The organism is Streptococcus sp. HMSC066F10 (assembly GCF_001813805.1).
GTDB lineage: Bacteria > Bacillota > Bacilli > Lactobacillales > Streptococcaceae > Streptococcus > Streptococcus vaginalis.
On sequence record NZ_KV813975.1, the window covers coordinates 97276 to 110556 of the forward strand.

Annotated in this window: 13 protein-coding genes; 1 reads left to right on the plus strand and 12 read right to left on the minus strand. The window is 37.7% G+C overall.

What is annotated here, in order from left to right:
• Window positions 1-105: 105 nt before the first annotated feature.
• Entirely contained in the window at window positions 106-852 is a 747-nt protein-coding gene (locus tag HMPREF2933_RS05050; RefSeq protein ID WP_024052812.1) for a DeoR/GlpR family DNA-binding transcription regulator, read from the minus strand.
• A 170-nt stretch (window positions 853-1022) separates the two neighbouring features.
• Here HMPREF2933_RS05050 and lacD point away from each other — a divergent pair, with 170 nt between their 5' ends.
• On the plus strand, window positions 1023-1973 hold the full coding sequence (lacD, locus tag HMPREF2933_RS05055) for a tagatose-bisphosphate aldolase (RefSeq protein WP_024052813.1): 951 nt from the start codon (window positions 1023-1025) through the stop codon (window positions 1971-1973).
• Between the two features lie 64 nt (window positions 1974-2037).
• Here the strand turns inward: lacD and HMPREF2933_RS05060 are convergent, their stop codons facing one another.
• The 11 genes from HMPREF2933_RS05060 to recR form a co-directional block, all read right to left on the minus strand.
• The gene (locus tag HMPREF2933_RS05060; protein WP_042754156.1) at window positions 2038-3594 is read right to left on the minus strand and encodes a degradosome RNA helicase CshA; all 1557 of its coding nucleotides are present in this window, start codon (window positions 3592-3594) and stop codon (window positions 2038-2040) included.
• Window positions 3595-3901: 307 nt separating this feature from the next.
• The gene (locus tag HMPREF2933_RS05065; RefSeq protein WP_024052815.1) at window positions 3902-4810 is read right to left on the minus strand and encodes a magnesium transporter CorA family protein; all 909 of its coding nucleotides are present in this window, start codon (window positions 4808-4810) and stop codon (window positions 3902-3904) included.
• Between the two features lie 648 nt (window positions 4811-5458).
• The gene (locus HMPREF2933_RS05070; RefSeq protein ID WP_024052816.1) at window positions 5459-7003 is read right to left on the minus strand and encodes a peptide chain release factor 3; all 1545 of its coding nucleotides are present in this window, start codon (window positions 7001-7003) and stop codon (window positions 5459-5461) included.
• 189 nt (window positions 7004-7192) lie between these two features.
• A complete protein-coding gene (locus HMPREF2933_RS05075; RefSeq protein WP_024052817.1) occupies window positions 7193-7513 on the minus strand; it encodes a hypothetical protein in 321 nt (106 codons plus the stop codon).
• A gap of 11 nt (window positions 7514-7524) precedes the next feature.
• A complete protein-coding gene (locus HMPREF2933_RS05080) occupies window positions 7525-7932 on the minus strand; it encodes a helix-turn-helix transcriptional regulator (RefSeq protein WP_024052818.1) in 408 nt (135 codons plus the stop codon).
• Window positions 7933-8065: 133 nt separating this feature from the next.
• Window positions 8066-8749, minus strand: a complete 684-nt coding sequence (locus HMPREF2933_RS05085; RefSeq protein ID WP_024052819.1) for a YwaF family protein — start codon at window positions 8747-8749, stop codon at window positions 8066-8068.
• Between the two features lie 3 nt (window positions 8750-8752).
• Window positions 8753-9451 carry a YwaF family protein gene (locus HMPREF2933_RS05090; protein WP_024052820.1) on the minus strand — a complete coding sequence of 233 codons (699 nt, stop codon included), beginning with the start codon at window positions 9449-9451 and terminating at the stop codon, window positions 8753-8755.
• 3 nt (window positions 9452-9454) lie between these two features.
• Entirely contained in the window at window positions 9455-10006 is a 552-nt protein-coding gene (locus HMPREF2933_RS05095; protein WP_024052821.1) for a DUF1697 domain-containing protein, read from the minus strand.
• Entirely contained in the window at window positions 9996-11366 is a 1371-nt protein-coding gene (gene murF, locus HMPREF2933_RS05100; RefSeq protein ID WP_024052822.1) for a UDP-N-acetylmuramoyl-tripeptide--D-alanyl-D-alanine ligase, read from the minus strand. The genes HMPREF2933_RS05095 and murF overlap by 11 nt, the downstream gene beginning before the upstream one ends.
• Window positions 11367-11497: 131 nt before the next feature.
• On the minus strand, window positions 11498-12544 hold the full coding sequence (locus tag HMPREF2933_RS05105) for a D-alanine--D-alanine ligase (protein ID WP_024052823.1): 1047 nt from the start codon (window positions 12542-12544) through the stop codon (window positions 11498-11500).
• Between the two features lie 132 nt (window positions 12545-12676).
• Window positions 12677-13273, minus strand: a complete 597-nt coding sequence (recR, locus tag HMPREF2933_RS05110; protein ID WP_003023742.1) for a recombination mediator RecR — start codon at window positions 13271-13273, stop codon at window positions 12677-12679.
• Window positions 13274-13281 lie beyond the last annotated feature (8 nt).

The window sequence follows — 13281 nt, forward strand, 5'->3', positions numbered from 1 at the left end:
CTAATATGGACATGGCCTGTTTTTAAATAGGATGTGTCAATACCGCACGAAAGATACAAAACAAAAATCACCTGTTCCTCTATGAACAGGTGATTAAAATATTAACTATAAAACATTTGTATATGATTTATACTTTTCTTTGACCTTTGGTGAGATATGATCATCTGTGATTACTGCATCCAAATCATCCAACTGATAGAAACAATAGAAGGAATAGCTGTCAAATTTGCTATTATCTGCCACAATGTACTTTTCAATCGCATTGTTCAAGATAATAGCATTGCCATTTCCTTCTTCTTCATTGGCAGTCGTGACATTATGACCGTCAATTCCATTGACACCAATAAATGCTTTAGAAACTTTGATTTCTTTCAATAATTTATTAGCAAATTGTCCGACAAACGTTTGTGTCTTCACCCGATAACGACCGCCAATCAGGATAATATCACAATTGGGATTATCTTTTAATTTTTCAAAAATAGGAAGCGAATTTGTCACAATACTCACACTTTTATCAGCCAAATAATCTCCGATAAAATCCGTCGTTGTTCCCGAACCGATAAAAACTGTATCACCAGAAAAAATCAAATTGGCACATTTTTGAGCAATTGTTCGTTTTTCTTCAATATTTAACATCGTTTTTTCAGTATGGGAGGCTTCATTCAAGCCATTTTTTACTTTTTTGTGAGCTCCTCCATGAACACGAGTCAACAAACCTTGCTTTTCCAAGTCAATCAAATCACGACGTATCGTCATATCTGTTACATCTAGTAACTCTTTTAAGTTCTTAACAGAAACCACTCCTTGCTGATCCAATTCTTGGAGAATCACTCTATGCCGTCCTTCTTTCATTTTGTCTCCTTTCTAGTTTTATATAATTTTATTCCTCAAATATATTATACAACAATTTATTCATTTTGAAAAATTAAAAACAATATTTTTTTGATTTTTGTAAAATATTGTTTGACTTTGTTTTATTTGTGTTCTATAATTGAACTATACAAAACAAAAGGAGTCTGAAGATGACAACAAAACAAAAAAAATTAAAACGTTTATGTGATAAAAACGGAATTATCGGCGCTTTGGCTATTGACCAACGAGGGGCTTTGCGTCGTATGCTTGGTGAAGATACTCCAGTTGAACAATTGGAAACCTTTAAAGTGCTAGTTTCGAAATACTTAACAAAATACGCTTCTTCTATTCTTCTTGATCCAGAGTTAGGTTGGAAAGCGGCGGAAGCTCGTGATAAAAACGCTGGATTATTAGTTGCCTATGAAAAAACAGGTTATGACAAAACTGTTCCCGGTCGCTATCCTGACCTCGTCGAAAATGTCTCCGTCCAACGCCTCAAAGCAAACGGTGCTGATGCTGTGAAAGTCTTACTCTATATAGATATTGACGAAGCTAGAGCAGTCAATGACATCAAAGAAGCCTTTATCGAACGGATTGCTTCTGAATGTAAAGCAGAAGACATGCCATTTTTCCTTGAGTTGGTTTCTTATGATGCCAAGGTGACAGATGAAAAGGAATATGCCAAACTCAAACCTCGCAAAGTCATTGAAGCAATGAAGCTTTACTCACAAGAACGATTTGGCGTAGATGTTCTCAAAGTTGAAGTTCCAGTCAATATGAAATATGTTGAAGGATTCGCAGAAAATGAAGTTCTTTACACCAAAGAAGAAGCTGCTGCCTTCTACAAAGAACAAAGTGATGCAACTTCTCTTCCATTTATTTTCTTATCTGCTGGAGTATCCGCACAGCTTTTCCAAGATACACTTCGCTTTGCTAAGGAATCCGGATCAACTTTCAACGGTGTCCTTTGCGGTCGTGCAACTTGGGCTGGTGCTACCAAAGCATACCAAGAAGGTGGCGAAGCTGCTACAATTAAATGGCTTGAAACAATAGGTAAACAAAATATTGTTGAATTAGATGCCGTTCTCCAAGAGACTGCTACGCCTATGGTATTTAAATAACTTTGTATCTCCTTATAAAAACATAAAAAGACGAATCGTTATTCGCCTTTTTATTATTGTATAATTACTTATCACCTTTATTACGGATGACAAATCCTGTTTTCTTCTCACTTGAAGTATTGCGAGGTTTTTTGTGGTCTTTGCGGTAACGCTTTTCTTTGTCAAAGCGATCGTGGCGACCACTCTTTTTGTAATTGTCACGCCCATTAGTACGGTCACACCGATCATTACTACGACGTCTATTTTTGCTGTTACGATTGCCTTTATTAGCTCCCGGAACATACTTAAATGGTAATGGCTTTTCACGCACGATTTCTACTTCTGGTAGAGTGTCTGGATCTTGTACGGTTAAGGTCAATATGTATAAAGCCAATTCTTCCGGTGTAAATTCAGTTGCCAACTTGCGAGCGTCTTTGCTAAACTTTTCAAATTGGTTGCGAATGTTTTCATCCGCAAAATCTCGCTCAATCTTTTTAAGTGCAACTTTTTTCTTAGCTTGAAAGGCTTCTTCTGCAGTGGCTGGTTTCATGCCTTTCATACGTTTTTTGGTCAAACTTTCAATGATTTGAAGATAACCCATTTCATTTGGTGCAACAAATGTAATGGACTGACCAGATTTTCCAGCACGACCTGTCCGCCCAATACGGTGTACATAACTTTCTGGGTCTTGTGGAATGTCATAATTGTAAACATGTGTAACACCAGAAATATCCAAACCACGCGCAGCAACGTCTGTCGCAACAAGAACATCTAAATTTCCGTTTTTAAAGTCGCGAAGAACACGGAGACGTTTTCCTTGGTCTAAATCACCATGAATCCCCTCTGCGCGGAAACCACGGATTTTAAGCCCACGAGTCAATTCATCAACTCGGCGTTTGGTACGCCCAAAAACGATAGAAAGTTCTGGTTGTTCCACATCCATTAGACGTGTCATGGTATCAAATTTTTCATTTTCTTTTACACGGATATAATATTGATCCACCAGTTCTGTTGTCAATTCTTTTGCTGCAATTTTGACATGTGTTGGCTCTTTCATAAACTTCACGCCAATCCGCTTGATAGCATCTGGCATAGTAGCTGAAAAGAGAAGGGTCTGACGCTCTTCCGGCACGCGTGAGATGATTGCTTCAATGTCTTCTAAGAAACCCATATTGAGCATTTCATCCGCTTCGTCTAAAATAAGCGTTTCTACATGATTGAGTTTCAGTGCTTTGCGCTTAATGAGGTCTAATAAACGTCCTGGAGTTCCAACAACAATGTGCGCGCCTGAACGGAGAGCCTTGATTTGCTTTTCAATGCTAGATCCACCATAAACAGAGCGAACTTTCACTCCTTTACTTCGACCAAAGCGGAAGAGTTCCTCTTGACTTTGGACAGCCAATTCACGAGTTGGTGCAATGACTAAAGCCTGAACAACAGGATTTTCTGTGTTAATTTTTTCAAGAGTCGGAAAACCAAAAGCGGCTGTCTTTCCTGTACCAGTCTGAGCTTGTCCAATCACATCTTTTCCTGCCATAGCAAGTGGGATTGTTTGTTCTTGGATTGGGCTGGCTTCCACAAAGCCTGCTTTGTCAATTTCTGCTAGTAATTCAGCAGACAAATGTAATTCATTAAATTTCAATTTTTTCTTCTTTCTAAAAAGGCAGTGCGAAGCCACCTTATAAAACATAGTTATTTGCAACTTATCTAGTATAACACAAAGAATGATAAAAAGATAGGTTTTATTTTTTACTTCCACGCCGTACGCATGAAGAAAATGCATGTAACCCTTTTTCTCGGAATACATACATTTTTCAAACAGATTTACCGATTAAAACTAAATACATTCATTTTGAATGAATTATAGCATAAATTATACTTAAAAAGTGATATTTATCGTGAAAACACGCTAATTGAAAACGATAATTTCTTCATGCACTTGGCGTATTTTACTTTTTATTGGCTAACCATTTCAAAGCTTTGGTCAATACAATCCAAAGAATAAGACTGATAATAACTATATAAATCCAAGCATTTTTATCATTAGACAACGGAAGTGGCACATTCATACCAAAGAATCCCGTGATAACTGCTAGGACTGCTAGGAGGACTGAAATAATTGTTAAAACAGTCAAATTATCATTCAGATTGTTGTTCAAAATATTGTTGTAAGAACCTGACAATTGACTGAGAACTTGAGAAATCAAGTCTGTCATTGCTACTAATTGGCGAGCTTCAATCATGACATCGTCAAACTGCTCTTTTTCAATCTCATCTAAATGGCGATAAATTGCATGTCCTTTAATGTGCTCTAACAGCATACGATTTTGCTTTGCAGCTGCTACCAAATAGACTATGGAAGTTTCTAAGTCTGCTAAAGCAAAGAGATTTTTCTTGGTGGTCGTTTTGTGCAATAACTGATTAATACGATCCTTTGTCTCATCCATTTTTTCAATTACAGGATAATAAGAATTACACACTAATTCTAAACTAGCAAATAGAAATTTATAAACTGTTACAGGCTCATGGTGTTCAATATAGTTTTTCATCATATCTACGACATAAGTATTTGCTTTATTGCTGACTGTTAAGAGTTTGTCTTTCTGTACAATAAAGGTCATAGGAATAGTTTCATAATAGTCCTTATCCCTTTTTAAGTTTAATACGTTGAAAATAAAAACGACTGTTCCTGTTTCACGATTGTAATCCATGTGTGCTCGTTCATTTTTATCTAGCGCGTACTCAATCGTTTCTTCATCAATATTGTATTCCTTATAAGAATCTGGATGTTGACTTAAAATATCTGCATCTAAGTTTATCCAAGACATTCCATTTTTCAACTTTTTTTCAATAAACACCCTTTTCCCCTTTCTTGACTTTAAATAATCTAAAGGATTGAGAAAAACGCTCAATCCTTCATCAATCGTTATTGTACTTCTTTATCTAATGCTTGATATGCTAACAAACGAACTCACTTAACCCAGTTCTGTTTCAAAAATCATTATGATAAAACTCAAACAATAGCATAGTTTTTATGTGAATCACTTCGTTAATATGCCGTGGCAAGTCTCACATCTTTTTAATTGAGTTTGAACTAAATCCTCTGAAGATAGATAAAGCTTCCTATTTTTCCTAGCGTTACGACACGGAGTCGAACAATTCGATCATAATTGTTCGACGCAGTTAGTAAGACACCTAGCTAAGTCCCATATAGAACTTGGCGTTAGTTACTTAGATTGCTTTGCAATCAAGTAACTTTGGAGTGTTACGATACAGAGTCAGACGAATCGATTTTATTCGTCTGACGAAGTTAGTAAGGCAGTTAGCTAGTCCCCCTACAGTGGCTAGCGTCCAACAATTAGGAACCTTCAGTTACTAGTCATTGGCAACGTCTTACATTTTCTCTAACTGAGTTCGAGCTAAATCCTCGGAAAATAGATAAATCCTCCTAGAAGCAATCGCTTCTTCGTCAGATTTCCTAATTTTCTGTCGGATTTTTAACGCTCTCACATCTTCTCTTCCAACTTGACATCTGGATATTTATCGGTAAACCAGCGCAAGGCAAAGTCATTTTCAAAGAGAAAGACAGGCTGGTCAAAGCGGTCCTTGGCTAAAATATTGCGGCTGGAGGACATACGCTCGTCCAGATCATCTGGTGAAATCCAACGGACCGTCTTTTTGCCCATGGGTGTCATGATTACTTCGGCATTGTATTCATTTTCCATGCGGTGCTTAAAGACTTCAAACTGAAGCTGACCGACAGCTCCCAACATGTACTCACCAGTCTGGTAGTTGGTGTAGAGCTGGATGGCTCCTTCTTGGACCAGCTGCTCAATTCCCTTGTGGAAGGATTTTTGCTTCATGACATTTTTAGCTGTAACCTTCATGAAAATTTCTGGGGTAAAAGTTGGCAGGGGCTCAAACTCAAACTTATTTTTACCAACTGTCAAAGTATCGCCGACTTGGTAGGTGCCGGTATCGTAAACCCCAATGATATCACCGGCCACCGCATTTTCTACATTTTCACGTGATTCTGCCATAAACTGGGTGACATTTGAGAGTTTGACAGTTTTTTTGATACGGGTCAGATTTACGCTCATACCGCGCTCAAATTCGCCCGATACGATGCGGACAAAAGCAATGCGATCACGGTGTCTTGGATCCATATTGGCTTGGATTTTAAAGACAAATCCTGAAAAATCCTTATCCAGCGGACTGATTTCCTGATTATCTGTGGTTTTGTGTCCGTGAGGCTCTGGTGCAAACTCCAAGAAAGTGTCAAGAAAAGTCTGCACTCCAAAGTTAGTTAGGGCTGAACCAAAGAAGACAGGGGTTAATTCCCCATTAAAAATAGCTTCCTGTGAAAATTCATTTCCCGCTTCCTGTAGGAGTTCAATATCCTCCAAAACCTGAGCATAAAAGGGATTGTTGCCAAATATTTTTTCTCCCTCTTCGATGCTGGCAAAGCGTTCATCACCTTTATAGAGCTCCAGCCGCTGATTGTGCAAATCATAGAGACCTTCAAAGGATTTCCCCATCCCAATCGGCCAATTCATCGGATAGCTGGCAATACCAAGTACTTCTTCTAATTCTTCCAGCAAATCAAGGGGTTCACGTCCGTCGCGATCCAGTTTATTGATAAACGTAAAGACTGGGATATTGCGGTGTTTGACAACCTCAAAGAGCTTTTTAGTCTGGGCTTCAATCCCTTTTGCAGAGTCCACCACCATGACTGCTGCATCCACAGCCATGAGGGTACGGTAGGTATCTTCTGAAAAATCTTCGTGCCCTGGTGTATCAAGAATATTGACCCGTTTTCCAGCATAGTCAAACTGCATGACAGAAGAGGTCACTGAAATCCCCCGCTGTTTCTCAATATCCATCCAGTCAGATTTGGCAAAGTTTCCGGTCTTCTTACCCTTGACCGTACCTGCTTCACGAATCTCGCCTCCAAAGTAGAGCAACTGCTCTGTAATCGTGGTCTTCCCTGCATCTGGGTGAGAGATAATCGCAAAAGTACGGCGTTTTTTTATTTCATCTTGAATCGTCATTATATCCTCTTTTTCTTTTTTATACTTTTTCTTTCGATTTCTGTGAAAACTCTTATTACATTGGACTGCTCCTAACTTGTTTCAACCTACCTATTATAGCGGATTCAAAGGATTTTTTCAATTGCTTAGAACATATAAAAATCGCTCTTTTCGAGCGATTTTCTGTTTCTTGATACAAGAGACTACATTTTATAATCTCACAATTACACTAGCAAAGAGAAAAATTACCAATATCATGATTAAAACCAGTAAATAAATAATCCGTTGTTTTCTCATTTGAAGTTCTTCTTTTTCTTCTTCCGTCATGGAAAAAACAGCCTTGTTTCGGTTTAATAAGTATAAAATCAAGCCTTCTCCCCGTTGACTGCCAGCTGCCAAAACTCCCCAGAACTTAGGATGTTTCATCCCGCGAACCGCAGCATCTAATTCAACTAGTTTAAACAATTGATACACAAACAGCCCATTTGTTACGACGAGTAAGCCAATCAAGGTCAATAGATACCAAGTCATGATAGAACCTCCTATATTTTACGAATAATTTGTACTAATATATAACCTGTGGTGCCAACCACCAGAGCTACTGCCAACAAGGTCAGCAGATAACTCTTGGAGATTGGAATGATAAAAATAAAGAAAAGGAATAAAAGACAAATATTACATATAAAAGCCAGTAAAATCTTTTGGTTGCTCTTTACAACGTTCGTCGAATCTTCTAAGTGCTGAATCATGCGCTCATCTCCTTTCAGCAATTCATCCAAGCTAACCTGGTATAAATCACTTAACTGCAAAACATATAACATATCCGGATAAAATTTTTCTGTTTCCCAATTTGAAATAGTTTGTCTAGATACATTTAATTTTTCTGCGACATTTTCCTGTGTCAAGCCCCTCATCTGACGTGCTTCTTTTAATTTTCTTCCAATTTCCATTACCTCACTCCTATCTTTCTACTTTTATTTTACTATTTTCGTTTATAAAATCTAGCAAAATTTTTTTACATTGAAAAAAAACAATAAAAAATCCTGCCAAATAAATTTGACAGAGGATGTAATGCTTAAAGCTTTAAACTAATTTTGATTGCTTTTTCCATCGCCTTTTAAAATATTCATCAAAAAGGAGCAAAGCGGTGGCCAGAACCAGTGAGACAAGTACGTAATTCACCCATATCCGGTCTCCTTTTATAAGCGGGGGATGAGTCATCAATCCATAATTTCCACCAGTTACGGCATTGACACCAACTAAAAACAAATCCAAAGCAAATGTGTAGCCCACAATCTCATACTTCTTCAACAGCTGCTTGTCATAGTGGTTTATAAGATAAACCAGCGAATTAACCAGCAGGCAGTAATGCCCCAGAAGAAATGAAAAACTGGTGAGATGCGGAAAATCATAAGGGTCAAAAACTGGGTAACCAATTGCAAAAATCGCCCCGCTGACACCTAAAAGAGCAAAATACTGCTTGCTTCGACATTTATCTGGCAGCAGCAACATGGCAAACATGGCTAAGCGGCAATGATAAAAAGGCAGGTTATTTGCAAATGAAATATGGAAACCAAAATACCAAGAATAAAGTATAACTAATTGAAAAGCTTGTAAATATTTAAAAGTTTTCTGATACAGTGGGGGTTGCGCATAGCGAACTGAAATATAAATGAGGAAAAAGAGAGTTCCTATCATCGTCACATAGCCCATAGCAGAAATGGGAGGTGGTGCTGTCTTTTGAGTCGTTAAAAAATCATTCAGCATAGCTTAATTTTCCTGTCTTACTGTTTCTTCTTGTTCTTGTCTGATTTGTTTAAAAATCAGAGAGACCACGAAAATTGCTAAAATCAAGGTCAATGAAACAAAAATATAGTTAGCAATCATTCCATGACTTCCAACTAAAGGTGGTACTTTCAAAAAACCATAATTTCCACCGCTCACCAGATTTATAAATATCAATAAAAGATTCATACTAAAGCTAATCTCTACAATTCGCCGTAAATTCAATAACTCGCTATCATAATGATTCAGCAAATAAGTGAGAGAATTTCCCAAAAGAGCATAGTGACCAATCAAATAGGAGACTAAAGTGATGTGAGGAAAAGCAAATGGATCAAATAAAGGATAGACCAATGCACAAATAGGTCCAAATACTCCTAAAAGCGCAAAATACTGTTTATAGGTTGAAGAATCAGGCAGTAGCAAAACGGCAAACATCGCCAATCTGCAATGATAAAAAGGAAGTGATTCAGAAATTGGTGACAAGGTCTCAACATACCAGCCATAAAGCACTAAAATTTGTAAACCTTGTACAGCTTTCAAAAAGTTCTGATAGCGCCTGTTTTTATGATATTTTACAGCACTATACATGACATAAATGATTCCTAAAAACATCATTCCATACCAAAATGGAGTTAATTGAGGGGCCTCCGTTTTATAACTTGTAAAAAATTCTTGTAGATTCATCTCCTACTCATCCATCCTATTACTTAATTCTTTGATAACACTTAGCTTTCTTGTTGTAGCGACAATACCTAACTTCTTTTCAAGAAAATTATTATTTAACTTCTTTTTTCTGGCATCTCTTGGTAAATACATATAAAGGCAAGCAGTTCCAACTGCAAATATTTCGTCCATAAAGTTCATTACTTGCAGTTCTGCCAATTGCTCCGTTGAAATGAGATTGTTTGTAAAAACGAGATGAATCCGTGATGAATCCAACTCCTCAGAAAAGGGATTTCCTAAAATAGCCCTTTCTAAATCGGACTTTTCTTTTACGATAATGGATAAATTTGCACCAATGCTTTCCAATATCACCTGATGCATGTGTTGTGCTAATTCTTCGGCTGGTAGGCTTGTTTCGCAAATCACATTGCCTGATTGAATATAACTTGAAATATTATCTAAACCAGATTGTTCCAACATTTGAACCAAATCACTCATCTTAGGGATCCGATTTGGTCCTGTTGGCATCACGCCACGAAGGAGGGCAAGATACTGTACTTTATTGTTATCCGTCATTCTCCAATTTCTCCACTAAACTAGCTAAGTTCATAGAGTTACTTCCTTTTATCAGCAATTGGTCCGTTGGTTTGAGTGCTTCTTTAACAGCTTTTACTAAGTCAGAAAATTGATCTTTTTCAGCATTTTTTACAAAATAATGGGCTTTTCCAGGCGGGAAAATTTCCTTAGCATAGGCAAATAGAGCAGCCATGTCCTCTCCATAAAGGAAAATTTCTGAGAGAATTTCTGGATTTAGGCTGGTTATCATGGCACTGTGCATTTGTTTAGAATCAACCCCCAATTCTTTCATATCAGCTAAAACTGCCAGTTTCCGACCTTTTTCATTAAACGGAATCGTTGAAAATGTCTCTAAAATCAATCGCATAGCGGTTGGATTGGCATTGTAAACATCTGAAAGGATATCCGCACCATTTTTAGCTTTCTTCCACTCGGTGCGATTTCGTGTTAATTCAAGCGTTGCAAATGCTTTTTGGATCTTATCTTGTGTTACTCCTTCTTTCAATGCCACATAAGCTGCAATCATGGCATTTGTTGCATTGTATTTCCCAGTTACTGGAAGGTCAATGGCGTTATCTAAGAAATTGGGTTCAAAAGTCAAACTATCTTTTCGTTCTTCTAATTTCGTTAGGAAAATATCTTCATCTGGACCAAAACGGACTACATTTAGCTGGCTCGGTAGAAAATCATTAATAATCTTGTCCGCTGGAACAACCAAAAGAGCCCCGTCTTTCATGCCGTCGACAATTTGCATTTTTCCTTTTGCAATTTCATAACGACTTTTAAAGAATTCTAAATGCGCTTCGCCAATCAGCGTCACAATACCTACTTTTGGCTGCGCAATTGTGGACAGAAGGTGAATATCTCCCATGTGATCTTGTCCCATTTCCAAAACGAGTTTTTCCGTATCATCTGGCATGTGTAAAACAGTATAAGGAAGACCAATTTCATTATTGTAGTTTCCTTGCGTTTTATAAGTCTTGTAAGTTGTTGACAAGAGGTGAGCCAGCATATCTTTGGTCGTCGTCTTACCATTAGAACCCGTAACTGCAAAGACATCTACCTTCATTTTTTCCAGATAATACTGTGCCAAACGCTGCAATGCTGCCAACACATTATCAACTAAAATATAAGGATAATCGCCCAATTTTTTTTCTGACAAGGTTGCCGCAGCACCATTTTCAAATGCTGTCGCAATAAAGTCATGCCCATCACGTGCTCCTTTAAGAGGCAAAAATAAGTCTCCTTCTTCAATCAATCGACTGTCAAATTCTGCCTTTCCAAATGTACAATCTGGAAATTGATGAACATCATTTTTTGCTTTCAATACAGAAGCTACTTCATAAAATGTTAATTGCATTTTTTCACCTATATGTCTTAAATTTCTCTAACTCTCTCATTATACCACAGAATAACCTACTTTTACACACACTCGCCAAAGACATACTAAAACAATAGAAAAAAGAACCTTTTGGCTCTTTCAATCTTGTCTTACAACAAATGCTCTTCATGTTTTGTAAATGTTTCTTGCGCTAAGAGAACTAATTTCTCAATCAAATCTGTATAAGAAATGCCCATATTTTCCCAAAGCAGCGGATACATCGACCATTTAGTGAAACCTGGCATCGTGTTTAACTCATTAAGGAAAATCTCGCCCTTATCAGTATAAAAGAAATCGCAGCGAGCTAAACCAACACCGCCAATAGCATGGAATGCTTTTTCAGCATATTGCCGCATAGTGGCAATGACATCTTCAGAGAGTTTTGCAGGAATATCCATGGTGATTTTGTTGTCAATGTACTTGGCTTCGTAGTCATAGAAAGCAACATCTTTCACTACCTCACCTGGCAAACTGCTTTTGGCTCCTTCATTTCCAAGTAAACCAACTTCAATTTCACGCGCATTGACACCTTGCTCAATCAAGACACGGCTATCATATTTGAAAGCCAATTCAAGAGCAGAGCGCAATTCATCTTGATTTTCAGACTTAGAAATGCCGACACTAGAGCCCATATTTGACGGTTTTGTAAAAACTGGATAAGTTAGATTGGCTTCTACTGCTGCAATCTTTTCGTCTATATTTTCCCCTTCAATCACTGCTACATAGGGAACTTGCGGAATGCCAGCAGAAGCTAATACACGTTTAGTCGTGATTTTATCCATAGCCACACTAGAAGAAAGGATATTGCAACCCACATAAGGTATTTTCAATACTTCAAGAAATCCTTGGATAGACCCGTCCTCTCCCATTGGACCATGAAGAACGGGGAACACAACAGCTCCTTCTTCGTAAATATCACTCGGCTTCATTTTTTGACTCTCAATGACGGTATCATTTGTCATCAATTTTTCATCATCAGCAGGTTTGCGTGAAAATTCTTGCGTCTTGATAAAGTCACCCGCTTGTGTGATAAAATAAGTCTTCACAAAGAATTTATCATAGTCAATCGCACGCATGACACTCTCCGCTGATAAGACAGAGACCTTTCGTTCGGCACTGCGACCACCGTAAAGGAGAATAATTTGTTGTTTTGCCATTTTTATACCTAACCTTCTTATCTTAAAAGAAATCTACAAATTTAATCGCTTTTTAGTATATCATATTTTAGATTGTTTTTGAATAGAAAAAGAGCTTTCATTTTCTTTTAAAGGAAAGCTCTATTTTCTTTTTTACAATTCTGTACGATTCTCAATAGCCCGAAGCAGCGTTACTTCGTCTGCATATTCAATGTCAGAACCAACTGCTAATCCACGAGCCAGGCGCGTTACCTTGATACCAGCTGGCTTTAACACCCTCGAGATATACATGGAAGTCGCTTCCCCATCTGCTGTCGCATTGGTTGCCACAATTACCTCTGTTACCTCACTATCCATCAACCGTGTAATGAGACTTTTCAGATTGATGTCGTCTGGTCCAATACCATTCATAGGAGAAATCAATCCCTGCAAAACATGGTACAAACCATGGTATTCTTGAATATTTTCCATAGCAGATACATCTCGGCTATCTTCTACAACCAAAATAGTAGATTGATCCCGTGTCTCATCGGTGCAGATAGCACAAGGATTATCATCCGTTAGATTACCACAAATAGAACAATAGGTCAGCTCACGTTTCGCTGCAAGCAAATTTTTAGCAAATTCATTGACATCATCATCACTCATACCAATGGTATAAAACGCCAAACGCGTTGCTGTTTTTATGCCAATTCCTGGTAATTTTGAAAAGCTATCAATCAATTTTGCAATCGGTGTTGGATAAAGCATAGTATCCT

Bases quoted from the DNA above. Each gene is read 5' to 3' on its own strand.
- HMPREF2933_RS05050 (WP_024052812.1), bottom strand. From the start codon at position 852: ATGAAAGAAGGACGGCATAGAGTGATTCTCCAAGAATTGGATCAGCAA.
- lacD (WP_024052813.1), top strand. From the start codon at position 1,023: ATGACAACAAAACAAAAAAAATTAAAACGTTTATGTGATAAAAACGGA.
- HMPREF2933_RS05070 (WP_024052816.1), bottom strand. From the start codon at position 7,003: ATGACGATTCAAGATGAAATAAAAAAACGCCGTACTTTTGCGATTATC.
- HMPREF2933_RS05075 (WP_024052817.1), bottom strand. From the start codon at position 7,513: ATGACTTGGTATCTATTGACCTTGATTGGCTTACTCGTCGTAACAAAT.
- HMPREF2933_RS05080 (WP_024052818.1), bottom strand. From the start codon at position 7,932: ATGGAAATTGGAAGAAAATTAAAAGAAGCACGTCAGATGAGGGGCTTG.
- HMPREF2933_RS05085 (WP_024052819.1), bottom strand. From the start codon at position 8,749: ATGCTGAATGATTTTTTAACGACTCAAAAGACAGCACCACCTCCCATT.
- HMPREF2933_RS05090 (WP_024052820.1), bottom strand. From the start codon at position 9,451: ATGAATCTACAAGAATTTTTTACAAGTTATAAAACGGAGGCCCCTCAA.
- HMPREF2933_RS05095 (WP_024052821.1), bottom strand. From the start codon at position 10,006: ATGACGGATAACAATAAAGTACAGTATCTTGCCCTCCTTCGTGGCGTG.
- murF (WP_024052822.1), bottom strand. From the start codon at position 11,366: ATGCAATTAACATTTTATGAAGTAGCTTCTGTATTGAAAGCAAAAAAT.
- HMPREF2933_RS05105 (WP_024052823.1), bottom strand. From the start codon at position 12,544: ATGGCAAAACAACAAATTATTCTCCTTTACGGTGGTCGCAGTGCCGAA.
- recR (WP_003023742.1), bottom strand. From the start codon at position 13,273: ATGCTTTATCCAACACCGATTGCAAAATTGATTGATAGCTTTTCAAAA.